At 70.8% G+C, this 24728-nt stretch carries 14 protein-coding genes, 1 tRNA gene and 2 rRNA genes; 13 read left to right on the plus strand and 4 right to left on the minus strand.

Annotated features, from left to right (window positions below; genetic code table 11):
• The 3 genes from BLT82_RS00005 to BLT82_RS00015 form a co-directional block, all read left to right on the plus strand.
• Positions 1 to 135 (plus strand): 23S ribosomal RNA (locus BLT82_RS00005); the annotation flags it as partial.
• 87 nt (positions 136 to 222) lie between these two features.
• Positions 223 to 339, plus strand: a 5S ribosomal RNA gene (gene rrf / locus BLT82_RS00010).
• Between the two features lie 225 nt (positions 340 to 564).
• Positions 565 to 637 (plus strand) — tRNA-Thr (locus BLT82_RS00015).
• Between the two features lie 58 nt (positions 638 to 695).
• Here BLT82_RS00015 and BLT82_RS00020 read toward each other — a convergent pair.
• Positions 696 to 3350, minus strand: a complete 2655-nt coding sequence (locus BLT82_RS00020; RefSeq protein WP_093651665.1) for a SpoIIE family protein phosphatase — start codon at positions 3348 to 3350, stop codon at positions 696 to 698.
• A gap of 272 nt (positions 3351 to 3622) precedes the next feature.
• On the opposite strand from BLT82_RS00020, the gene BLT82_RS00025 reads away from it, so the two are divergent.
• From BLT82_RS00025 to BLT82_RS37665, 10 genes are all read left to right on the plus strand, one after another.
• The gene (locus tag BLT82_RS00025; protein ID WP_208867616.1) at positions 3623 to 9121 is read left to right on the plus strand and encodes a HAMP domain-containing protein; all 5499 of its coding nucleotides are present in this window, start codon (positions 3623 to 3625) and stop codon (positions 9119 to 9121) included.
• A 306-nt stretch (positions 9122 to 9427) separates the two neighbouring features.
• Positions 9428 to 10108 carry a response regulator gene (locus tag BLT82_RS00030; protein ID WP_093651667.1) on the plus strand — a complete coding sequence of 227 codons (681 nt, stop codon included), beginning with the start codon at positions 9428 to 9430 and terminating at the stop codon, positions 10106 to 10108.
• Between the two features lie 123 nt (positions 10109 to 10231).
• Positions 10232 to 12994 carry a DNA translocase FtsK gene (locus tag BLT82_RS00035; protein WP_208867617.1) on the plus strand — a complete coding sequence of 921 codons (2763 nt, stop codon included), beginning with the start codon at positions 10232 to 10234 and terminating at the stop codon, positions 12992 to 12994.
• A gap of 187 nt (positions 12995 to 13181) precedes the next feature.
• Positions 13182 to 14003, plus strand: coding sequence for a helix-turn-helix domain-containing protein (locus tag BLT82_RS00040; RefSeq protein WP_093651669.1), 822 nt, complete (start codon positions 13182 to 13184; stop codon positions 14001 to 14003).
• A 106-nt stretch (positions 14004 to 14109) separates the two neighbouring features.
• Positions 14110 to 15591 (plus strand): 30S ribosomal protein S12 methylthiotransferase RimO, encoded by a 1482-nt coding sequence (gene rimO, locus BLT82_RS00045; protein WP_093651670.1) that lies wholly within the window; start codon positions 14110 to 14112, stop codon positions 15589 to 15591.
• Positions 15588 to 16265, plus strand: a complete 678-nt coding sequence (gene pgsA / locus BLT82_RS00050) for a CDP-diacylglycerol--glycerol-3-phosphate 3-phosphatidyltransferase (RefSeq protein ID WP_093651671.1) — start codon at positions 15588 to 15590, stop codon at positions 16263 to 16265. Before rimO ends, pgsA begins: the two co-directional genes overlap by 4 nt.
• Complete coding sequence (locus BLT82_RS00055; RefSeq protein ID WP_093651672.1) at positions 16262 to 16771, plus strand: CinA family protein; 510 nt, start codon at positions 16262 to 16264, stop codon at positions 16769 to 16771. Before pgsA ends, BLT82_RS00055 begins: the two co-directional genes overlap by 4 nt.
• A gap of 109 nt (positions 16772 to 16880) precedes the next feature.
• Positions 16881 to 17261, plus strand: a complete 381-nt coding sequence (locus BLT82_RS00060) for a helix-turn-helix domain-containing protein (protein ID WP_093651673.1) — start codon at positions 16881 to 16883, stop codon at positions 17259 to 17261.
• Between the two features lie 119 nt (positions 17262 to 17380).
• Positions 17381 to 17851: a Dps family protein gene (locus BLT82_RS00065; RefSeq protein ID WP_167745923.1), complete on the plus strand. Its 471-nt coding sequence runs from the start codon at positions 17381 to 17383 to the stop codon at positions 17849 to 17851.
• Positions 17852 to 18054: 203 nt separating this feature from the next.
• Positions 18055 to 18309, plus strand: a complete 255-nt coding sequence (locus BLT82_RS37665; protein WP_093651674.1) for a hypothetical protein — start codon at positions 18055 to 18057, stop codon at positions 18307 to 18309.
• Here BLT82_RS37665 and BLT82_RS00075 read toward each other — a convergent pair.
• The 3 genes from BLT82_RS00075 to BLT82_RS00085 all read right to left on the minus strand — a co-directional run bounded on the left by BLT82_RS00075 (position 18257) and on the right by BLT82_RS00085 (position 24716).
• Positions 18257 to 19033 (minus strand): SDR family NAD(P)-dependent oxidoreductase, encoded by a 777-nt coding sequence (locus BLT82_RS00075; protein WP_093651675.1) that lies wholly within the window; start codon positions 19031 to 19033, stop codon positions 18257 to 18259. The two genes, BLT82_RS37665 and BLT82_RS00075, sit on opposite strands and share 53 nt — an antisense overlap.
• A 175-nt stretch (positions 19034 to 19208) precedes the next feature.
• Positions 19209 to 20036 carry an Fpg/Nei family DNA glycosylase gene (locus tag BLT82_RS00080; RefSeq protein ID WP_093651676.1) on the minus strand — a complete coding sequence of 276 codons (828 nt, stop codon included), beginning with the start codon at positions 20034 to 20036 and terminating at the stop codon, positions 19209 to 19211.
• A 57-nt stretch (positions 20037 to 20093) separates the two neighbouring features.
• A complete protein-coding gene (locus tag BLT82_RS00085; protein ID WP_093651677.1) occupies positions 20094 to 24716 on the minus strand; it encodes an ATP-dependent helicase in 4623 nt (1540 codons plus the stop codon).
• Between the last annotated feature and the right edge of the window lie 12 nt (positions 24717 to 24728).

Here is a 24728-nt window from a genome sequence, read left to right on the forward strand (position 1 = left end):
GCCTGCTTCGAGATGAGGACTCCCACCCACTTGATGGGGTAAGGCTCCCAGTAGACGACTGGGTTGATAGGCCGGATATGGAAGCCAGGTGACTGGTGGAGTTGACCGGTACTAATAGGCCGAGGGCTTGTCCTCAGTTGCTCGCGTCCACTGTGTTAGTTCTGAAGTAACGAACATGCCGAGACCACGTGTTGGTCGGCTGGTTCGACATCTTCATAGTGTTTCGGTGGTCATAGCGTTAGGGAAACGCCCGGTTACATTCCGAACCCGGAAGCTAAGCCTTTCAGCGCCGATGGTACTGCAGGGGGGACCCTGTGGGAGAGTAGGACACCGCCGAACAGTTTTTTGAGCCTCAACCCCCGGGTTTCACTCGGGGGTTGGGGCCTTTTTGCGTTGCCCACCGTTTCCCCGTCCGGTCCGGATCGCTCCGCGCCGGCAATCGTGAAGCGGCCGCCCGCCGCTGATGCCAGCTCAGAAAGCCATCCCTCGGCGGATTAGGAGCACACACCAGTTCGGGGTATGCTTCACTCCGTTGCCGAGCGGGAGACCGCGAAAAGACAACAGGCCCCTATAGCTCAGTCGGCAGAGCGTCTCCATGGTAAGGAGAAGGTCAACGGTTCGATTCCGTTTGGGGGCTCAGAACGGAAGAAGGCCCCCGCCTCACGGCGGGGGCCTTCTTCATGTCCGCGTTTCCGTCAGCTCCCGTGCGGCTCCGGGACGCGCATCGCGAGGATCGCCATGTCGTCCGAGGCGGGCTCGGCCGCGAAGCGCTCCACCGCGCGCAGGACGCGAGCCGCGACCGCACCGGCCGTCAGCCCCGTACACGTCGTCAGAACGTCGGTGAGACCGTCGTCACCGAGCATGCGCGTGCCCTCACGGCGCTCTGTGACACCGTCGGTGACACAGAGAAGGACGTCGCCCGGGTCGAGGGTGACGGTCTGCTCGTACAGCTCCAGGTCCTCCATCACGCCCAGCAGCGGCTGAGGTTCCGCCGCGGGCTCCACGGAGCCGTCCTGGCGCAGCCGCAGCGGCAGCGGATGCCCGGCACAGACGACCTTCAGGAGCGCCGAGCCGTCCTCCTGGGGCCAGAGCTCGCCGTACAGCAGGGTGAGGAAGCGGCTGCGGGAACCCTCGTCGAGGATCGCCGCGTTGAGGCGCTCCAGCACCGCCGGACCGCCGAAGCCCTCCCGTGCGAGCAGGCGCAGGGCGTGCCGGGCGAGGCCGGTGACCGCGGCCGCCTCAGGGCCGGTACCGCAGACGTCGCCGATGGCGAAGCCGTACGCCCCGTCGCGGATGGGGAAGAGGTCGTAGAAGTCGCCGCCGACCTCGTTGCCCTCCCCGGCGGCCCGGTAGATGACCTCCACCTCCACGCCCGGCACCTGGGGCAGGCCCGGCGGCAGCAGGCTGCGTTGGAGGGACTGGCTGATCGCCGTGCGCTCGGAGTAGAGCCTGGCGTTGTCCAGGGCGAGGGCGGCCCGGCGGGACAGGTCCTCGGCGAGTTCCAGGATCTCCTGGCGGAAGTGGTCGTCGGAGGGCTTGCCGAGCGTCAGCATGCCGATGACGCGGTTCCTGGCGACGAGGGGCAGGACCACGGTCTCGCCGCCGACCGCCGATGCCGTGGCCAGGGTGGTGCCGATGCCGGATGACACATGGGCGGCGCCGAGGCCGAGTTCACGCATGGAGGTGCGCAGTGCGGCCTGGTGCGCGGCGTCGGCCGGGGCCGTCCACACACGGGCGCCGGGCGTCGGGACCGGGTCCGGCGGGTCGATCTTGGCGAGCAGGGCCTTGAGGCCGTCGATGCGTTCCTCGTCCTCGTGGAGGACGTACGAGAGGTACGGCTCGGAGGACTGGTCGGAAATCGTGTAGACGGCACACCAGGTGGCGAGCGTCGGCACCGTCATCTGGGCCATGAGCGCCAGGGTCTGGTCGCGGTCGAGCGTGCCGGCCAGCAGGTCCGAGGCCTCGACGAGGAAGCTGAGGGAACCCCGGCGCAGACGCTCCAACTCGCCCAGGCGCGCGGATTCGACGGCGAGGGCGATGCGGTCGGCCGCGAACTGCAGCCGCAGCGCCTCCTCGTTGGAGTAGCGGCCCGAGGCCTCGGCTGCGACGCCCAGGGAACCGGTGAGTCTGCCCTCGACCTTGAGCGGGACCGTGACCACGGAGCGCATTCCGGTGCCGCTGAGGAGGGGGACGGCCCCGGGGACAGCGGTGAGGTCCTCGTGGACGGCCGGCATACGGGCCGAGCCGTAGCGGCCGGTGCCCGCCTCGACGGGCACCCGGGCGAAGCGCTGGCGCGCGGAGGGGAGTCCGGTGGTGGCCCGTACCTCGAGTTCCGTCTCGTCGTCGGTGGCCAGCAGCAGGAAAGCGGCATCGCCGTCGAGCATGTCGCGGGCGCGTTCGACCGTGCGCTGGAGGAGGCCGTCGAGGTCGTCCGGCGCCGGGGAGCCGATGAAGACCTCGAAGGGATCGGCGTTGCGGTTGTCGTGGCCGGCACCGTCCGCCGCCGGCGCGCGCATCGGCGTCTGGATCACCGCCCGCTCGTAGTCGCGCACCAGGAGGCAGACCGTGGACGGCTCGCCCTGGGTGTCGCGTACGCGGAGATGCGAGGCGTAGACGGGGACGACCCGGCCGTCCGTGCCGCGGATGCCGTAGCTGCCTTCCCAGCGGGAGAGCCGGAGGGCCTCGGCGAGACCGGTGCCGGTGCCGGGCGTGTGCGGCCAGGCGGCGAGGTCGCCGAGGGGTTTGCCGAGCACCTGGTCCGCCGCGTACCCGAAGAGGTGCTCGGCGTCGTCGTTCCAGGAGCCGATGGCGCCGCTGCGGTCGATCTGGACGACGGCGACGCGGACGCGTTCGTCTGCGACGGGAAGGAGGTCGACGGGGAGTACGGGACCGGCCGAACGGGTGCCCACTGCGCGCTGCGGCAGATCGAGTTGGAACCAGACGTGCTTGCGGGTCGGTGTGTACTCGACGCCCCAGCGGGTGGCGAGGGCGGCGCAGAGCAGCAGTCCGCGTCCGTTCTCCCGGTCGGGGTGGGCGACGGCCCTGCTGCCGCCCTGGATGGGGATCTCGCGTTCCGGATAGCGGTCGGCGACCTCGACCCGCACACCGTCGTCGGTGCGCAGGCACAGCACCTCGGCGGCGGTGCCGGCATGGATCACCGCATTGGTGACCAGCTCACTGGTGAGGACGACGGCGTCGTCGACGACGTCGGAATGCCCCCAGCCCTGGAGGGTGTCGCGGACGAACGCGCGCGCCGTGGCCACCGACCGCCCGACCGGTTCGAAGCTGGCAGCCGCCCGTGCGGTGATCTCGGAACTCCTCGTACGCGTCTCGACGCCCGGCTCGGCCATGGTCGATGTCCGCCCCTCCCGGTGCCCGGTCTGGTAGTCCTTGCGCCATGCCGCCCCCCGCCGGGCGACCGGGGCGGTTGGACAGCCGGATGCCAGGTTACTTACCTTCGCTGTCCGAGCGGATGCCGGTCACCGCCGTTTCCGCCCTCCAGGGGTGGGGACGCTATGCGAAGCTGCCGAACTGTTATGGCCTGGTTCGGCTGCGGTGAAACACTGGGAAAGCTTCCTGAGACAGCCCGAGCTACATGGTCAACCCCCGCGGGAGGGACACGGTGGAGTCTGGTGCAACGGCGCGTGGTGCCGGCACGCGCGCACAAGGCGGACAGTCCCGGAGGAATCAGTCACGCGGGGGAACGACCGCGGTGGACACCGCGGCTCTGAACCGGCTTCTCGCGGCCCTGTCGGCCATGCGGGACGGGAACTTCCGCAAGCGGCTGACCGTCTCGGGCGACGGCGTCATGGCCGAGATCGCGGCCGTCTTCAACGAGGTCGCGGACCGGAATCTGCATCTGACCGGAGAGCTCGCGCGCGTCCGGCGTGTCGTCGGCCGTGAGGGGAAACTCACGGAACGGCTGGACCCCGGCGCCTGCGAGGGCTCCTGGGCTGCCGCGATCGAGGCGTCCAACGAGCTGGTGGACGATCTCGCGCGCCCGGTGTCCGAGGTGGGCCGGGTGCTGTCCGCGGTCGCCGACGGCGATCTGGAGCAGCGCATGGAGCTCCGGTCGCACGCCTCGGACGGCTCGGACGGTGCGGTGCGGCCGCTGCGCGGCGAGTTCCTGAAGGTCGCCCGCACGGTGAACAACCTCGTGGACCAGCTGTCCGCGTTCACCGACGAGGTGACGAGGGTCGCACTGGAGGTCGGCACCGAGGGCAAGCTCGGCGGCCAGGCCCAGGTGCGCGGTATGTCCGGTTCATGGAAAGACCTCACGGATTCCGTGAACACGATGGCGTACCGGCTGACGGCTCAGGTGCGTGACATCGCCCTCGTGACGACGGCGGTCGCCAAGGGTGATCTGTCGCGCAAGGTCACCGTGCACGTGGCCGGTGAGATGCTGCAGCTGAAGAACACCGTCAACACGATGGTGGACCAGCTGTCGTCGTTCTCCTCCGAGGTGACCCGGGTCGCCCGTGAGGTGGGCACTGAGGGCGAGCTCGGCGGCCAGGCGGCGGTGCCGGGAGTCGCCGGCGTGTGGAAGGACCTCACCGACTCCGTCAACACGATGGCGGGAAATCTCACCTCGCAGGTGCGGGGCATCGCCGAGGTCACCACCGCCGTCGCGAACGGCGATCTGTCGCAGAAGGTCACGGTGAGCGCGCGGGGCGAGGTCGCCCAGCTGGCCGAGACCATCAATCAGATGACCGAGACGCTTCGGACATTCGCGGACGAAGTGACCCGCGTCGCGAGCGAGGTCGGTGCCGAGGGCCTGCTCGGCGGCCAGGCGCAGGTGCCCGGCGCGGCGGGTACCTGGAAGGACCTGACGGACTCGGTCAACACCGTCTTCCGCAACCTTACGACCCAGGTGCGGGACATCGCGCAGGTGACGACGGCGGTCGCGAACGGCGATCTGTCGCAGAAGGTCACGGTCGATGTCGCGGGCGAGATGCTGGAGTTGAAGAACACCGTCAACACGATGGTGGACCAGCTCCAGTCGTTCGGTTCCGAAGTGACCCGGGTGGCTCGTGAAGTCGGCGTCGAGGGCCGGCTGGGCGGTCAGGCCGAGGTCCCGGGCGCGGCGGGTACCTGGAAGGACCTGACGGACTCGGTGAACACGGCGTTCCGCAACCTCACCGGCCAGGTGCGGGACATCGCGCAGGTGACGACGGCGGTCGCGAACGGCGATCTGTCGCAGAAGGTCACGGTCGATGTCGCGGGCGAGATGCTGGAGCTGAAGAACACCGTCAACACGATGGTGGCGCAGCTCTCCTCGTTCGCCGACCAGGTGACGCGCATGGCCCGGGACGTGGGCACGGAGGGCCGGCTGGGCGGCCAGGCGCGGGTCGACGGAGTGTCCGGTACCTGGAAGGAACTCACGGACTCCGTCAACTTCATGGCCGGCAATCTCACGTCCCAGGTGCGCCAGATCGCCCAGGTGACCACCGCCGTGGCGCGCGGTGATCTGTCGCAGAAGATCGACGTCGACGCGCGCGGCGAGATCCTCGAGCTGAAGAACACCATCAACACGATGGTCGACCAGCTGTCGGCTTTCGCCGAGCAGGTGACCCGGGTGGCCCGTGAGGTGGGCACGGACGGCCGGCTCGGCGGTCAGGCGCAGGTGCCCGGCGTGGCCGGGGTGTGGCGCGATCTGACGGACTCCGTGAACGGCATGGCCGGAAACCTCACGGCCCAGGTGCGCAACATCGCCCAGGTCGCCACGGCTGTGGCGCGCGGTGATCTGTCGCAGAAGATCGACGTCGACGCGCGCGGCGAGATCCTGGAGCTGAAGAACACCCTCAACACGATGGTGGACCAGCTCTCGAGCTTCGCGGAGCAGGTGACCCGGGTCGCCCGCGAGGTGGGCACGGAGGGCATCCTGGGCGGCCAGGCCGAGGTGCAGGGCGTCTCCGGTACCTGGAAGGACCTGACGCAGTCCGTCAACTTCATGGCGAACAACCTGACCAGCCAGGTGCGGAACATCGCCGAGGTGACGACGGCGGTCGCCAAGGGCGATCTGTCGAAGAAGATCACGGTCGACGCCAAGGGCGAGATCCTGGAGCTGGTCACGACCGTCAACACGATGGTGGACCAGCTCTCCAACTTCGCCGACGAGGTCACCCGGGTGGCCCGTGAGGTGGGTACGGAGGGCATCCTCGGCGGCCAGGCCCGGGTGCGCGGCGTCACCGGCATCTGGAAGGACCTCAGCGACAACGTCAACCTGATGGCCAACAACCTGACCAGCCAGGTGCGGAACATCTCCCGGGTGTCCTCCGCGGTCGCGAACGGCGATCTGACGAAGAAGGTCACGGTCGAGGCGCGGGGCGAGGTCGCGGAGCTGGCCGACACCGTGAACACGATGGTGACGACCCTGTCGTCGTTCGCGGCGGAGGTCACGCGTGTGGCCCGCGAGGTGGGTACGGAGGGCATCCTGGGCGGTCAGGCCGGGGTGCCGGGGGTCGCCGGCACCTGGAAGGACCTCACCGAGTCCGTGAACTCGATGGCGTCCAACCTGACCGGTCAGGTGCGCCAGATCGCGACGGTCACCACCGCCATCGCCAAGGGCGATCTCACCAAGAAGATCGACATCGACGCCCGCGGTGAGATCCAGGACCTCAAGGACACCATCAACACGATGGTCGACCAGCTGTCGTCGTTCGCCGAGGAGGTCACGCGTGTGGCCCGCGAGGTGGGTACGGACGGCATGCTCGGCGGCCAGGCGCGGGTCCGGGACGTGGACGGCACCTGGCGGGACCTGACGGAGTCCGTGAACGAGATGGCCGGGAACCTGACCCGGCAGGTGCGCGCGATCGCCGCCGTCGCCACCGCGGTGACCCGCGGCGACCTCAACCTGAAGATCGACGTGGACGCGGCCGGCGAGATCCAGGTCCTGCAGGACAACATCAACACGATGATCGCCAACCTGCGCGACACCACCCTCGCCAACGAGGAGCAGGACTGGCTGAAGGGCAACCTGGCCCGCATCTCCGGTCTGATGCAGGGCCGGCGTGATCTGGACGACGTCGCCTCGCTGATCATGAGCGAGCTGACGCCGGTGGTCTCGGCACAGCACGGAGCCTTCTTCCTGGCCATGCAGACCGGGAGCGGGGACGAGCTCGGCTCGGGCGGCGAGGGCTCGTACGAGCTGGTGATGCGGGCCAGTTACGGCTACTCGGCAGGGCTGATGCCCACGTCGTTCCGGCCGGGGGAGACCCTGATCGGCACGGCGGCCGAGGAGAAGCGAACGATCCAGGTCAACGTCCCGCCGGGGTACCTGAAGATCTCGTCGGGGCTCGGCGAGGCATCGCCGGCGCATGTGATCGTGCTGCCGGTGCTGTTCGAGGGGAAGGTGCTCGGGGTGATCGAGCTGGCGTCGTTCCAGCCTTTCACCCAGATCCAGCGCGACTTCCTGAACCAGATCGCCGAGATGATCGCCACCAGCGTCAACACCATCAGCGTCAACACCAAGACCGAGGTGCTGCTCAAGCAGTCGCAGGAGCTGACCGAGCAGTTGCGGGAGCGCTCGGAGGAGCTGGAGAACCGGCAGAAGGCCCTGCAGTCCTCCAACGCGGAGCTGGAGGACAAGGCCGAGCTGCTGGCCCAGCAGAACCGCGACATCGAAGTGAAGAACACCGAGATCGAGGAGGCCCGGCAGGTGCTGGAGGAGCGGGCCGAGCAGCTCGCGGTCTCCATGCGCTACAAGTCCGAGTTCCTGGCGAACATGTCGCACGAACTGCGGACTCCGCTGAACTCGCTGCTGATCCTCGCCAAGCTGCTGGCGGACAACGCGGACACCAACCTGACGCCGAAGCAGGTGGAGTTCGCCGAGACGATCCACGGGGCCGGATCGGATCTGCTCCAGCTCATCAACGACATCCTCGATCTGTCGAAGGTCGAGGCGGGCAAGATGGACGTCAGCCCGACCCGTATCGCGCTGGTGCAGCTCGTCGACTACGTGGAAGCGACGTTCCGGCCGCTCACCGCGGAGAAGGGGCTCGACTTCTCGGTCCGGGTCTCGCCGGAGCTGCCCGCGACGCTCCACACGGACGAGCAGCGGCTGCTGCAGGTGCTGCGCAATCTGCTGTCGAACGCGGTGAAGTTCACCGACACCGGCGCCGTGGAGCTGGTGATCCGGCCGGCGAACGCCGACGTCCCCGAGTCGATCCGCGAGCAGCTGCTGGAGGCGGGTTCGCTGCGCGACGCCGACGGCGACCTGATCGCCTTCTCGGTCACCGACACCGGCATCGGGATCGCGGCCAGCAAGATGCGGGTGATCTTCGAGGCGTTCAAGCAGGCCGACGGCACGACCAGCCGCAAGTACGGCGGTACGGGCCTGGGGCTGTCGATCAGCCGGGAGATCGCACGCCTGCTCGGAGGTGAGATCCACGCGGCGAGCGAGCCGGGCCGCGGCTCGACGTTCACGCTGTACCTGCCCCTGCACGCCAGCGAGTTGCCGCCGCAGGGGTACCCGCAGCTCGTACCGGGCTCCGAGACGCCGGCGCCGGCGACGGACGAGGCTCCCGCGGCCGAGCTCCCGCAGGGCGCGCAGGAGCCGTCCGCGGCCGGGGGGACGAACAACGGCCCCGGGACGCTCTTCCGGCGCCGTCGCAAGGCGCTGGGCGCCACGGACCTGCGGCACGCCCTGCCCGGGCAGCCCACGGCCGCGTCGGGCTCCGCGCAGGAGTCCTGGACGGGGCAGTCCCCGCAGGATTCGGGAGCGGAGCCGCGCCGGACCTACGAGTTCCACAGCGAGAAGGTGCTGATCGTCGACGACGACATCCGCAACGTCTTCGCGCTCACCAGCGTGCTGGAGCAGCACGGCCTGTCCGTGCTGTACGCGGAGAACGGGCGGGAGGGGATCGAAGTCCTGGAGCAGCACGACGATGTGACGGTCGTGCTGATGGACATCATGATGCCCGAGATGGACGGCTATGCCACGACGACGGCGATCCGCAGGATGCCGCAGTTCGCCGGGCTGCCGATCATCGCGCTCACGGCGAAGGCGATGAAGGGCGACCGGGAGAAGGCGATCGAGTCGGGCGCGTCCGACTACGTCACCAAGCCGGTCGACCCCGATCACCTTCTCTCCGTGATGGAGCAGTGGATGCGCGGAAAGTGACGATGGTTGCCCGCTGGCACATCACAGTCTGATTGCGGACCGTACGGATTTTCATGAATTGCTGACTGACTGTGCACGAAGGCGTGTGAGGAGGCGGGATCCGGGGAACCTTCTCGTCTCCCACCGCGTTTCTGCTATGTGCACAGTGACATCGCGGTGACAGGGTGTGGCGACGGGCGGGGTGCGGCTACCATGACCGGCACAAGGACGGGCGGCGCAAGGGAGTCGTCCCTCGGGGCGGCGCCCGGTGTTTCCCCCGGCTCATCGAGCTGGGGAGACCCCAAGCCGGGGCGAGGAGGGCGAGGCATGGTGCAGAAGGCCAAGATCCTCCTGGTCGATGACCGGCCGGAGAATCTGCTGGCGCTGGAGGCCATCCTCTCTGCGCTCGATCAGACGCTGGTACGGGCATCGTCAGGGGAGGAAGCGCTCAAAGCGCTTCTGACGGACGACTTCGCGGTCATTCTGCTGGACGTCCAGATGCCAGGAATGGACGGATTCGAGACCGCTGCGCACATCAAGCGCCGCGAACGGACCAGAGACATCCCGATCATCTTCCTGACCGCGATCAACCACGGCCCGCACCACACCTTCCGCGGGTACGCCGCGGGCGCGGTGGACTACATCTCCAAGCCGTTCGACCCCTGGGTGCTCCGGGCGAAGGTCTCCGTCTTCGTCGAGCTCTACATGAAGAACTGCCAGCTGCGCGAGCAAGCGGCCCTGCTGCGGCTCCAGCTGGAGGGCGGCGGCCACGGCAGCGGCGAGGCCAAGGAGCCGGCCGGCCTCCTCGCCGAACTGTCCGCCCGGCTCGCGGCAGTTGAGGAGCAGGCCGAGGCGCTCTCCAAGCAGCTCGACGACGAGTCCGCCGACGCCGCGGCCGTCGCCACCGCTGCCCATCTCGAGCGCAAACTCACCGGACTGCGCAGGGCGCTGGACGCCCTGGAGCCCGGTGCGGGCGCCGGTTCACCCACACTTCCGTCCCAGAGCTGAGGTCCGCGCGGGTGATGTGCCCGCTGAGCGGGCGTCAGTTTCCGGGCGCGGCAAGGGCGACACGAACGGGTGAACCGGTGGGCACGCGTGTCCCCCGCCTGTCGCACCGGTAACCTCACCACCATGGCCTCACGTACGTCCGGCAAGGGTTCCCAAGGCACGGCGGGCACCGCGAAGCCGCGCGCCGGCCGTACGACCGGTGCCGCGAAGAAGGCGGCGCCCGCCAAGAAGGCCGCAGCGAAGAAGCCCGCGGCCGGCAAGCGCGCCCCCGCGAAGAAGGCGCCTGCCCGCAAGGCCGCCGCGAAGAAGCCCGCGCCCAATCCCACGGGGGGCGTGCTGTGGCTGATCCGTGCCGTATGGCTCGGCGTCGCCCACGCCCTCGGCGCGGTGCTCCGCGGCATAGGACGGGGTGCCAAGGGGCTCGATCCGGTGCACCGCAAGGACGGGCTCGCGCTCCTGCTGCTCGCCCTCTCGCTGATCGTCGCCGCGGGCACCTGGTCCAATCTGCGCGGCCCGGTGGGCGATCTCGTCGAGATGCTCGTCACCGGCGCTTTCGGCCGCCTCGACCTGCTCGTGCCGATACTGCTCGTCGCGGTCGCCGTGCGGCTGATCCTCTATCCCGAGCGGCCCGACGCCAACGGCCGGATCGTCATCGGGCTGACCGCACTGGTGATCGGAGTGCTCGGCCAGGTCCACATCGCCTGCGGGTCACCGGGGCGCGAGGACGGGGCCGAGGCGATGCAGGACGCGGGCGGTCTGATCGGCTGGGCCGCCTCCAAGCCACTGATCTTCATGATGACCGAGGTCCTCGCCGTACCGCTGCTGGTGCTGCTCACGGTCTTCGGTCTGCTCGTCGTCACCGCCACGCCGGTCAACGCCATCCCGCAGCGGATGCGCGGGCTCGGGGTCCGGCTGGGGATCCTGGAGGCACCGTACGAGCCCGGTGAGGACGACACCGGGGAGCCGGGAGAGTACGTCGAGTGGCGCGAGTCGCGGCCCGCGCGCCCCCGCACCCCCGCGCGCCGCGACAGCGAGGTGTACGACGCCGACAAGGCGGAGGAGGAGGCGCTGTCCCGCCGCCGTCGCCGCGGGCCCGCCGCACAGCCGGACCCCGGCCGGCCCATGGACGCCGTCGACGTCGCCGCGGCCGCCGCTGCCGCCCTGGACGGGGCCGTCCTCAACGGCATGCCGCCGTCACCCGTCGTCGCCGGTCTGACCCGTGACCTCACCGCCGACCGGGAGCGTGCCGCCGGACCGCTGCCGAGCGCGCGGACGGAGCAGCCCGTGGCCGACCCGCCCGCCGCGGAGGAGCGGCCGGCCCCGTCGGGCTCCGTGCCCGACCTGACCAAGCCCGCCCCCGACGAGTCGCAGCCCCTGCCGCCCCGCGCCGAGCAGCTGCAGCTCTCCGGGGACATCACGTACGGTCTGCCCTCCCTGGACCTGCTGGAGCGCGGCGGACCCGGCAAGAGCCGCAGCGCCGCCAACGACGCGATCGTCGCCTCGCTCACGAACGTCTTCACGGAGTTCAAGGTCGACGCCTCCGTCACCGGCTTCACGCGGGGTCCGACCGTCACCCGCTACGAGGTCGAGCTCGGCCCCGCCGTGAAGGTCGAGCGGATCACGGCGCTGACCAAGAACATCGCCTACGCCGTGGCGAGCCCCGACGTCCGGATCATCTCGCCGATCCCCGGCAAGTCCGCCGTCGGCATCGAGATCCCGAACACCGACCGGGAGATGGTCAAGCTCGGCGACGTGCTGCGACTGGCGGACGCTGCCGAGGACGACCACCCCATGCTGGTCGCGCTCGGCAAGGACGTCGAGGGCGGCTACGTCATGGCCAACCTGGCGAAGATGCCGCACATCCTGGTCGCCGGCGCCACCGGCTCCGGAAAGTCCTCCTGCATCAACTGCCTCATCACCTCCGTGATGATGCGAGCCACCCCGGAGGACGTCCGGATGGTCCTCGTCGACCCCAAGCGGGTCGAGCTCACGGCCTACGAGGGCATCCCGCACCTGATCACGCCGATCATCACCAACCCCAAGCGGGCCGCCGAGGCCCTGCAGTGGGTCGTGCGCGAGATGGACCTGCGCTACGACGACCTCGCCGCGTTCGGTTTCCGGCACATCGACGACTTCAACCGCGCCGTGCGCAACGGCCGGGTCAAGGCGCCCGAGGGCAGCGAGCGCGAGCTCCAGCCCTATCCGTACCTGCTGGTGATCGTCGACGAGCTCGCGGACCTGATGATGGTCGCCCCGCGCGACGTCGAGGACGCGATCGTCCGTATCACCCAGCTGGCCCGCGCCGCCGGCATCCATCTGGTCCTGGCCACCCAGCGGCCCTCGGTCGACGTCGTCACGGGCCTGATCAAGGCCAATGTGCCCTCCCGGCTCGCCTTCGCCACATCCTCCCTCGCCGACAGCCGCGTCATTCTGGACCAGCCGGGCGCGGAGAAGCTGATCGGCAAGGGCGACGGACTCTTCCTGCCCATGGGGGCGGGCAAGCCGACCCGTATGCAGGGCGCCTTCGTGACGGAGGAGGAGGTCGCCGGCGTCGTCCGGCACTGCAAGGAGCAGATGGCCCCCGTCTTCCGGGACGACGTGGTCGTCGGCACGAAGCAGAAGAAGGAGATCGACGAGGACATCGGCGACGACCTCGACCTGCTCTGCCAGGCCGCGGAGCTGGTGGTCACGACCCAGTTCGGGTCGACGTCCATGCTCCAGCGCAAGCTCCGGGTGGGCTTCGCCAAGGCCGGCCGCCTCATGGACCTCATGGAGTCCAGGAACATCGTGGGCCCCAGTGAGGGGTCCAAGGCGCGAGACGTTCTGGTGAAACCCGATGAGCTGGATGGAGTGCTCGCGGTGATCCGTGGGGAGTCTGATTCGTAAGGGAGGGCGAGGCAACCGTTTCCCTTCGTCGTACGTCAAGTTGGATGGAGGGCGGGACGTGCTCCGTCCTCCCGCCGTCCGGCCATTCCGATGGCGTACAAACTGCATCCGCCCGGTTGCCCCACCCTTTCGTACCACCCATAGACTGAACCTCCAGCAGGTGGCTACACGCTCGAAAGGCGCCCCCGTGTCCATCGGCAACTCCCCCGAAGACGACCGTCCTTCTCTCGAAGACGACGGGCCCTCGATCGGTCGCGCGCTCCAGCAGGCGCGCACCGACGCAGGTCTGACCGTCGACGAGGTCAGTACTTCCACCCGTGTGCGCGTCCCCATCGTGCAGGCGATCGAGCAGGACGACTTCTCGCGCTGCGGCGGCGATGTCTATGCGCGCGGGCACATCAGGACACTCGCGCGCGTCGTGGGGCTGGATCCGGACCCTCTCGTCGCGCGGTACGACGCCGAGCACGGCGGACGTCCCTCGCCCACGCCGGCGGCCCCGCTCTTCGAGGCGGAACGCATCCGCCCCGAGCGCAGGCGCCCCAACTGGACCGCCGCGATGGTCGCGGCGATCGTCGCCGTCATCGGTTTCGTCGGCTTCACCCTTTTCAACGGATCCGACGGCGCCGACGGCACCAAGCAGGTCGCCGAGGGCTCGACGCCCGAGAAGACCAGCCCCAAGCCGCCCCCGGCGAAGCCTGTGGAGCCCAAGCCCGACGCCTCCGAGAGCGCCATCGCCGCCGTCCCCCAGGACAAGGTGACGGTCAAGCTGACGGCGGTCGACGACAAGAGCTGGATCTCCGCCAAGTCCGCCAACGGCAAGCTGCTCTTCGACGGACTGCTCCTCGCGGGCGAGTCCAAGACCTTCCAGGACGACGAGCGGCTGGACCTCATCCTCGGCAACGCCGGCGCGATCGAGCTGTTCGTGAACGGCAAGAAGATCGAGGACAAGTTCGAGAACGGTCAGGTGGAACGGCTGTCCTACGCCAAGGGCGACCCCGAGGCCGGCTGAGCCGGACCGACCGGGAAGCGGCCGGAAATCGATCATCCACCGCCCGTACAGCGGGCGGCAACCCTCGCGGATCGGGCGTGGGCCGGGACGAAGTAGTCTTGAGCCCATGCCCGAACGCCGTACCGTCGCCCTTGTCACTCTTGGCTGCGCCCGTAACGAGGTGGACTCGGAGGAGCTCGCAGGCCGCCTGGCAGCGGACGGCTGGGAGCTCGTCGAGGAAGCCGCCGACGCGGATGTCGCTGTCGTCAACACCTGTGGATTCGTCGAGGCCGCCAAGAAGGACTCCGTCGACGCCCTGCTCGAGGCCAACGACCTCAAGGACCACGGGAAGACCCAGGCCGTCGTCGCGGTCGGCTGCATGGCCGAGCGGTACGGCAAGGAACTCGCCGAGGCCCTTCCCGAGGCCGACGGAGTCCTGGGCTTCGACGACTACGCCGACATCTCCGACCGCCTCCAGACCATCCTGAGCGGCGGCATCCACGCCTCCCACACGCCGCGCGACCGCCGGAAGCTGCTGCCGATCAGCCCGGCCGACCGCCAGGGCGCCGACGTGGCCCTCCCCGGGCACGCGCAGGCCCCGGCCCCGGAGGACGTGCCGGCCGACCTCCCCGAGGGCCTGGCGCCCGCCTCGGGGCCGCGCGCCCCCCTCCGCCGCAGGCTCGACACCAGCCCGGTCGCCTCGGTGAAGCTCGCCTCCGGCTGCGACCGGCGCTGCTCGTTCTGCGCCATCCCGTCCTTCCGCGGTTCCTTCGTCTCCCGGCGGCCGAGCGACGTCCTGGGAGAGACCCGCTGGCTCGCCGAACAGGGCGTGAAGGAGATCATGCTGGTCTCCGAGAACAACACCTCGTACGGCAAGGACCTCGGCGACATCCGGCTGCTGGAGACGCTGCTGCCCGAGCTCGCGGCCGTCGACGGCATCGAGCGGGTGCGGGTCAGCTACCTGCAGCCCGCCGAGATGCGCCCCGGACTGATCGACGTCCTGACGTCCACCGAGAAGGTCGCGCCCTACTTCGACCTCTCCTTCCAGCACAGCGCCCCGGGCGTGCTGCGCGCCATGCGGCGGTTCGGCGACACCGAGCGGTTCCTGGAGCTGCTGGAGACCATCCGAGGCAAGGCCCCGGAGGCCGGTGTGCGGTCCAACTTCATCGTCGGGTTCCCGGGCGAGGGCGAGGAGGACTTCGCCGAGCTGGAGCGCTTCCTCACCGAGGCGCGGCTGGACGCCATCGGAGTCTTCGGCTACTCCGACGAGGAGGGCACCGAGGCCGCCGGCTACGAGCGCAAGCTCGACCAGGACGTCGTCGACGCGCGCCTGGCGCATCTCTCCCGGCTCGCCGAGGAGCTCACCGCCCAGCGGGCCGAGGAGCGCGTCGGCGAGACCCTGCACGTCCTCGTCGAGTCCGTCGACGACGAGGACGGCGCCGTGGGCCGCGCCGCGCACCAGGCGCCCGAGACCGACGGACAGGTGGTCTTCACGAGTGCCGTCGGCCTGGCACCCGGACGTATGGTCGAAGCGAAGGTCGTCGGTACCGAAGGCGTCGACCTCATGGCCGACGTGGTTTCGGAGTGTCGTGAGGAGGCGGGCAGATGACCGGAGCGCCGGCATCCGCAGCGGGTGGGACCGGAAGGCCGGCGCCCGGCGGGAAGCTGGGCGCTGCGGCCGTCAACCAGGCCAGCCTGTGGAACATCGCCAATATCCTCACCATGGTGCGGCTGCTGCTCGTGCCCGGGTTCGTGGTGCTGATGCTCATGGACGGCGGGCACGATCCGGTCTGGCGCGCGTGGGCCTGGGCGGCGTTCGCCGTCGCCATGATCACCGACGTGTTCGACGGTCATCTGGCGCGTACGTACGACCTGGTCACGGACTTCGGGAAGATCGCGGACCCGATCGCCGACAAGGCGATCATGGCCGCGGGGCTGATCTGTCTGTCGGCCCTCGGGGATCTGCCCTGGTGGGTGACGGGAGTGATCCTCTTCCGCGAGCTGGGGATCACCCTGATGCGCTTCTGGGTGATCCGGCACGGAGTGATCCCCGCGAGCCGCGGCGGCAAGCTGAAGACCCTGGCGCAGGGCACCGCCGTCGGCATGTACGTGCTCGTGCTCACCGGCCCGCTTGCCACCCTGCGCTGGTGGGTGATGGCCGTGGCGGTCGTCCTGACCGTGGTCACCGGGCTCGACTACGTGCGCCAGGCGGTGATGCTGCGGCGCAAGGGCCTCGCGGCCGAGCGGTCCGCGGCCCGTGACCGCGCGGAGTCCGCGCGATGAGCAGTGCCGCCGCGGTGCTCCGCCTCCTCGCGGAGCGCGGCGAGAGCCTGGCCGTGGCGGAGTCCCTCACGGGCGGTCTCGTGGCCGCGGAGCTGACCTCCGTTCCGGGCGCCTCGAAGAGCTTCCTGGGGTCCGTGACGGCTTACGCGACCGCTCTCAAGCGAGACCTCCTCGGGGTCGACGGGTCCCTCCTGGCCGAGCACGGCGCGGTGCACCCGGAGGTCGCGGCCCAGATGGCCGCGGGCGTCCGGGCCCGGACGGGGGCCGGCTGGGGCATCGCGACCACCGGTGTCGCAGGGCCCGAACCCCAGGACGGACAGCCCGTGGGCACGGTCTTCGTCGCGGTCGCGGGCCCGGACGGCACCCGGAAAGTGGCCCGGCTGAGATTGAACGGCGACCGCTCGGAAATCCGTAGAGAGAGTGTCCGGAACGTGCTGGAACTGCTCGCCGGCGAACTCTCGGTCAATGGGCGGGCACAGGATACGGAACAGAACGGGGGGAATTGATGTTTGCAGCCCTGAGTGAACACGACATCGCTCCCCGCACGGCCGCAGCGCGAGGCGGTACGGTGGGGCGTGAAGGATGCGGCTACGCGGTCCGAGGAGGGAGCCACCGATGATCCTGCTCCGTCGCCTGCTGGGTGACGTGCTGCGTCGGCAGCGCCAGCGCCAGGGCCGTACTCTGCGCGAAGTCTCCTCGTCCGCCCGAGTCTCTCTCGGCTATCTCTCCGAGGTGGAGCGGGGGCAGAAGGAGGCTTCCTCCGAGCTGCTCTCCGCGATCTGCGACGCGCTTGACGTACGGATGTCCGAGCTCATGCGGGAAGTGAGCGACGAGCTGTCGCTCGCCGAGCTGGCCGAGTCGGCAGCGGCGAGCGAGCCGGTGCCTGCGCCGGTGCGGCCGCTCAATTCCGTGTCCGTGACGTCGGTCGCGGGCGTGCCGACGGAACGGGTGACGATCAAGGCACCGGCGGAAGCTGTGGACGTCGTCGCCGCCTGATTTCCACGTGTGAGCCCCGGTCGGGTGGGTACCCGACCGGGGCTTCTCTTTTCCCCCGAATAACCGTTTTGCGCCATTTATGCCATGGTGGAGAGCGGTGTCACTGAACGGAGGTCGACATGTCTGCGGTGAAGAGCTCGCTGCCCGAGGACGCACGCAAGATCACCGGTGAGGCCCTTCAGGGCGCGCTGGTCGATCTGATCGATCTGGGGCTGGTGGCCAAGCAGGTCCACTGGAACGTGGTCGGGCCCCGCTTCCGCTCCGTGCACCTCCAGCTGGACGAGGTCGTCACCACGGCGCGGCAGCACTCCGACGTCGTGGCGGAACGGGCCTCCGCCATCGGGGTCGCACCCGACGGCCGCGCCTCCACCGTCGCCTCGGCGAGCGCCATCGGGAAGGTGCCGGACGGCTGGATCCAGGACACCGACGTGGTCAACACCATGGTGAAGGCGCTGTCCGCGGTGATCGAGCGCATGCGTGAGCGCATCCAGGCCACGGACGAGCCGGATCCCGTGAGCCAGGACATCCTCATCTCCCTCACGGCCGACCTCGAGAAGCACGCGTGGATGTTCCAGGCGGAAAGCGTCTAGCCGTGGGCATATCCGGAGCCTCCTCCGGGGCCGCTTCCTCGGCCGCACGGCCGATCGCGACGGGACGGGTGCGCGGGCGCACAGCCCGGGGCACGCCCCCCTGGGGCGCCTGGCACATACGCTGCGGGCGCGCCGGGTGTGCAACCGGTGCGCCCTCCCGCCGCGTGATCGGTCCGGTCTAGCGTCGACCGGAGGAGGCGGCCATGGTGAGGCGATGGGTCCTGCTGTCGGCGCTCGCACTGGGCGCTATGTGGTGGTGGGCCGTGCTGCGGCTGGCGCTGGTGCCGGAGCAGGCGGGGCTCGTCGAGGGGGCAGTGGCGGCAGGCGGGTGGGGGCTCAGTCTGTTGCCGGTGCACGTTGCGTCGCGGTCCGGGGACGCCGGTAGGGCCGGGGGAACGACCACGGCTACCACGGCATCGCGACGCCCCCGTTCGGCCGGAGGATCTGGCCCGTCGTGAACGACGACGCGTCGGAGGCGAGGTGCAGTACCGCGTGGGCGATGTCCGCGGGCTCACCGACCCGGCCGAGCGGGGAGATCCTGGCCATGGCCGCCTCCGCCTGCCGCTGGGACTGAACGTCGTGGCGGTCCGTCATGGGAGTGCGCACCCAGCCCGGCGCGACGGCGTTGACGCGGATCGCATGCCGGCCGAGTTCCGCTGCGAGGGTCCTGGTGAGCTGGACGACGGCGGCCTTGGCGGCGCCGTAGCAGAGCAGGCCCGGATTCGCGGTGTCGACGGCGCCGGACGCCATGGTGATGATCGACCCCGGCACGCCGGCGTCGATCATCGAGCGGGCGGCGGCCTGGCAGGCGTACAGAACTCCCTTGAAATTGACGGCCATCACCCGGTCGAGGTCCTCGTCCCTGGTCTCCAGGACAGGGCTGGAGTGCATGATGCCGGCGACGGCGGCCAGGACATGCGGGGGGCCCGACGCCGAGACGGCCGCCGCCATCGCCGTGTGGACCGCGGCGCGGTCGCTCACGTCGACGAGATGCGTGTGCGCCGTGCCGCCCGCGTTCTCGATCGCCGTCCGGGTCTCGGTGAGCCCCTTCTCGGCCAGGTCCGCGCAGTGCACGGTGGCTCCCGCGTCGGCGAGCAGTAGGGCCGTCGCGCGGCCTATGCCGCTCGCCGCGCCGGTGACGAACGCGGTGCGGCCGGTGAGGTCGTACGCGGTGACGGGCATGCCGGGACCGTACGGCGGTTTCTGACGATGCGTCAACTACGTGATGGGCGGGCAGGGGTGGACGAACATGGGGGCGGGCGCTCGGGGGTCCGTGCCATGCCCGGCTGTTCCGTGTCCTGGCCCTGTTCCGGGCGGGCGGCGGTGGTGGGCCGTGGTCCGCACTGGTGGCGGGGCGTCAGACCGTGGGCCCCGACTGGCAGCCCGGGCACCAGTAGGAAACCCGGTCGTCCTGGCCCGCCTTGCGGATCGCCGTGCCGCAGCGCAGACAGGGGCGGCCCCGGCGCCCGTACACGAAGAGGAGCTGCTCGCCGGGACACAGCGGGCTCCGGCGGCCGTCGCCGCCACGGCTGCCGGCGTTGGGCGTGGTGCGCCGGTCGAAGGTGTCCTTGTTGCTCTCCAGCAGACGCCGGGCGGTGGCGACGAGGCGCTCGGGAGTGCCCGGGGGCAGGTCACCCATCGGCAGCCAGGGGGTGACCCGGGCGAGGAAGGCCAGTTCCGACTTGTAGACATTGCCGATGCCCGCCAGATTGCGCTGGTCCAGCAGGGCCTCGCCGATCGGGCGCCCGGGATCGGCCAGCAGGTTGCGCACGGCGGTTTCCGGGTTCCAGTCCGGGCCCAGCAGATCCGGACCGAGATGCCCCACGGCCTCGTCCTCGTCCCGGGTGCGCAGCAGCTCCAGCACGGGCAGCCGGTAGCCCACGGCCGTACGTTCGGCATTGCCGAGGACGGCGCGGATCTGGTGGTCCGGGCCGCCCCGCCAGCGCTCGCCGGTGGCGAAGACCCGCCAGGCGCCGTCCATCCGGAGGTGGGAGTGCAGGGTCAGCCCGCCTTCGATGCGGGTGAGCAGATGCTTGCCGCGGGCGGTGACGTCCAGTACCTCCCGGCCGGTGAGATCGGCGGTGGCGAACCGGGGAACCCTGAGGTCGGCAAGGGTGAGCGTCCGTCCGGCCAGGGCGGTGTGCAGCTTCCGGGCGGTCAGCCAGACGGTGTCTCCTTCGGGCATGCCTCCATGATGCGCGACGATGGTCCCGGTGAGGCGGGGACCAGCCTGGGCCCGGCGTCAGGCCCGTATGCGCAGGCCCCGGGGAGTGGCGTGGAATCCCGCCTCCTCAAGCGGGCGGGCGAGCGGCGAGGTCAGTGCCGCCGAACCGTTGATCCGCTCGACCGTGATCGTGCCGAGCGCCCCCGCCCTGCCCGCGTCGGAGAGCGCCTGCGCCGCGGCGCGGAGCATGGGGTCGTCCGGCTCGGTGGGCCAGGACAGCAGGGTCTTCCCGCCGCGCTCCATGTAGAGCGCGAGCTCCCCGTCGACCAGTACGACCAGTGAGCCCGCCTTGCGGCCGGGTTTGTGGCTCGCGCCGTCGGGCGGCTCGGGCCAGGACAGTGCCGCCCCGTACGCGTTTGCCGGGTCGGCGGCCGCCAGGACCACCGCACGGGGTGCGGCGTGCCCGTCGGCGCGCTCGCGGGCGCCCGCGGCGGCCCGCAGTCGGTCCACCGCGCCGTCCATGGCGAACTGGGCGGCCCCGAGGCCCTCGACGACATAGCCGCGCCGGGCCTGCCCGCTGTCCTCGAAGGCGGAGAGGATGCGGTACGTCGCCGAGAAACCGCCCTCCACACCCTCCGCGGCGACCGCGCCCCGGGTGACGACGCCATGGCGGTCCAGCAGGGTGCGGGCCAGCGCGTGGGCCCGGTGCGTGGGGTCGGGCTCCTGCGCGGGAAGCAGGGACCAGCGTCCGGAGACGGTGGGCGGGCCGTTGCGGGACGCGGTCCGCGCGGCAGCCGTCAGCGAACCGTACCGCCCGCGCGGCACCGTGCGCCGGGCGCGGTGGGCCGTGGAACCCGCCGTGCGGCCGGAGCCCAGCAGCGAGCGCAGCGGCGCCAGGGTGTCGTTGGTGAGCCGGCCGGACCAGGCCAGGTCCCACACCGCGTCGGCCAGTTGGGGATCCGTGACGTCGGGGTGTGTCGTCGCCCGCACCTGGTCCGCAATCTGGCGGAAGAACAGGCCGTAGCCTCCCGAGAGGGCGGAGAGCACCGACTCGTGGAGGGCCGTCGGCTCCAGCGGGTGGGGCTGCGGCAGCAGCAGCGGGGCGGCGTCCGCGAGGTAGAGCGAGACCCAGCCGTCCTTGCCCGGGAGCGCGCCCGCTCCGGCCCACACCACCTCGCCCGTCGTGGTCAGCTCGTCCAGCATTCCCGGGGAGTATCCGGTCACCCGGGACGGGAGGATGAGCTTCTCCAGCGCGGAGGCGGGCACGGGAGCGCCCTGGAGCTGCTCGACGGCACGGGCCAGTCCGTCGATGCCGCGCAGGCTGTTGTTCCCCAGATGCTGCCAATGGGGCAGGAAGGTCGCCAGCGCGGCGGGCGGCACCGGCTCCAGCTCCTCCCGGAGCGCGGCGAGGGACCGGCGCCGCAGTCGGCGCAGCACTGCGGCGTCGCACCACTCCTGGCCGATGCCCGACGGATGGAACTCGCCCTGGACGACCCGCCCCGCCGCGGCGAGCCGCTGCAGTGCCCCGTCCGTGACGGCCGCGCCCAGCCCGAACCGCGTGGCGGCCTGCGACGAGGTGAACGGCCCGTGCGTGCGGGCGAAACGGGCCAGCAGATCGCCGAGCGGGTCCTTCACCGGCTCGGTGAACGCCTCGGGGACCCCGACCGGGAGTGCCGTCCCCAGCGCGTCCCTGAGGCGTCCCGCGTCCTCGATCGCCGCCCAGTGGTCCTCGCCGGCGATCCGGACGCGGATGGCCCGGCGGGTTCCGGCGAGCTCCTCTGGCCACCGGGGGTCGGCGCTGCGCTCGATCAGTTCCCCGGTCGTGAGCGGCCCGAGAACGCGCAGCAGATCCGCGACTCCCTCGGCGTCCTTGATCCTGCGGTCGTCCGTGAGCCACTGGAGCTCCTGTTCCAGCTCGGCCAGGACGTCCGCGTCGAGCAGCTCGCGCAGTTCCGCCTGGCCCAGCAGCTCGGCGAGCAGGCGGGAGTCCAGCGAGAGCGCGGCGGCCCGGCGCTCGGCGAGGGGCGAGTCCCCCTCGTAGAGGAACTGGGCCACATAGCCGAAGAGGAGGGAGCGCGCGAAGGGGGACGGCTCCGGGGTGGTGACCTCGACCAGCCGGACCTTGCGGGACTCGATGTCGCCCATCAGCTCCTCGAGCCCGGGGACGTCGAAGACGTCCTGGAGGCACTCCCGCACGGCCTCGAGGACGATCGGGAACGAGCCGAACTCACTGGCCACCTGGAGCAACTGGGCCGCGCGCTGACGCTGCTGCCACAGGGGCGTCCGCTTGCCCGGGTTGCGGCGCGGCAGCAGCAGGGCGCGGGCCGCGCACTCACGGAACCGGGAGGCGAACAGCGCGGATCCGCCCACCTGGTCGGTGACGATCTGACTGACCTCGCCCTTGTCGAAGAGGGTGTCGGCGGCGCCGACCGGGGCCTGTTCGCCGTCGTAGGAGGTGTCGAGGTGCACCGGGTCCTGGTCCAGCAGGTCGAGGCCCATCAGGTCGGCGTCGGGCAGCCGCAGGACGATCCCGTCGTCCGCGTGCATGACCTGGGCGTCCATGCCGTACCGCTCGGAGAGGCGCGCGGCCAGTGCCAGTGCCCAGGGGGCGTGCACCTGGGCACCGAACGGCGAGTGCACCACGACCCGCCAGTCGCCCAGTTCGTCACGGAACCGCTCGACGACGATCGTGCGGTCGTCGGGCACATGCCCGCAGGCCCGGCGCTGCTCGTCGAGGTACGACAGGACGTTCGCGGCGGCCCATTCGTCGAGACCGGCGGTCATCAACCGCAGCCGGGCGTCGTCCTCGGGCAGCGATCCGACCTCGCGGAGGAAGGCGCCCACCGCGCGGCCCAGTTCGAGCGGGCGGCCGAGCTGGTCGCCCTTCCAGAACGGCAGCCTGCCGGGAACGCCGGGCGCGGGGGAGACCAGGACCCGGTCGCGGGTGATGTCCTCGATCCGCCAGGAGGTCGTGCCCAGCGTGAAGACGTCACCGACCCGGGACTCGTACACCATCTCCTCGTCGAGCTCGCCGACCCGGCCGCCGCCCTTCTTCGGGTCCGCACCGGCCAGGAAGACGCCGAACAGCCCGCGGTCCGGGATCGTGCCGCCGGAGGTGACCGCGAGCCGCTGGGCCCCGGGACGCCCCGTGACCGTCCCGGCGACCCGGTCCCACACCACGCGCGGGCGCAGTTCCGCGAATGCGTCCGACGGATACCGCCCGGCCAGCATGTCCAGAACCGCCGTGAACGCCGACTCGGGGAGCGAGGCGAAGGGCGCGGCGCGCCGGACCACGGTCAGCAGGTCGTCGAACTGCCAGGTGTCGAGGGCGACCATGGCGACCACTTGCTGCGCCAGCACGTCCAGCGGGTTGGCGGGGATGCGGAGCGACTCGATCGAACCCGTGCGCATCCGCTCGGTGACGACGGCGGCCTGGACCAGATCGCCCCGGTACTTGGGGAAGACCACGCCCGTGGAGACCGCGCCCACCTGGTGCCCCGCGCGGCCGACGCGCTGCAGGCCGGAGGCGACCGAGGGCGGGGACTCGACCTGGACGACCAGATCCACCGCGCCCATGTCGATGCCCAGCTCCAGGCTGGACGTGGCGACGACGGCGGGGAGTCGCCCCGCCTTCAGGTCCTCCTCGACGAGAGCGCGCTGCTCCTTGGAGACCGAGCCGTGGTGCGCGCGGGCGAGCAGCGGCGGCGCGCCCCGCGCCGCCCCGGACTGCGCCATGATCTCGGCCGGCGGGGCGCCCTCGGGAAGCGGTTCCCCGACGGTGCGCTCGTAGGCGATCTCGTTGAGCCGGTTGCACAGCCGCTCCGCGAGACGGCGGGAGTTCGCGAAGACGATCGTCGAGCGGTGGGCCTGCACGAGATCGGCGATCCGCTCCTCCACCTGCGGCCAGATCGACGGCTTCTCGCCGGGGCTGTCCGGCTCGGAGGCCGGGGAACCGCCGAGCTCGCCCATGTCCTCGACCGGGACGACGACGGACAGGTCGAACTCCTTGCCGGACGGCGGCTGGACGATCTCCGCCTTGCGCCGCGGCGACAGATAGCGCGCCACCTCGTCGACCGGCCGGACGGTCGCCGAGAGACCGATCCGCCGGGCGGGCCGGGGCAGCAGCTCGTCCAGCCGCTCCAGGGACAGCGCCAGGTGCGCGCCGCGCTTGGTGCCCGCCACGGCGTGCACCTCGTCCACGATCACCGTCTCGATGCCGCTCAGCGCCTCTCGGGTGGACGAGGTGAGCATCAGGAACAGCGACTCGGGAGTGGTGATCAGGATGTCCGGCGGTCTCGTCGCCAGCGTCCGCCGCTCGGCCGCGGGGGTGTCACCGGACCGGATGCCGACACGCACCTCGGGCTCGGGCAGCCCGAGCCGCACGGCCTCCTGCCGGATGCCGGTCAGCGGGCTGCGGAGGTTGCGTTCGACGTCGACCGCGAGGGCCTTGAGCGGCGACACGTACAGCACGCGGCAGCGCTTCCTCACGTCCGCCGGCGGCGGGACGGACGTCAGTCCGTCGAGAGCGGCCAGGAACGCGGCGAGGGTCTTCCCGGAACCGGTCGGGGCGACCACCAGCACGTCCGAGCCGCGGCCGATCGCCCGCCACGCGCCCTCCTGGGCCGCCGTGGGCGCGCTGAACGCCCCCGTGAACCAGCCGCGGGTCGCGGGGGCGAAGGTGTCGAGTGCACTGCCGGCCATGACACCCATCGT

It is taken from the genome of Streptomyces wuyuanensis, from assembly GCF_900103455.1.
GTDB lineage: Bacteria > Actinomycetota > Actinomycetes > Streptomycetales > Streptomycetaceae > Streptomyces > Streptomyces wuyuanensis.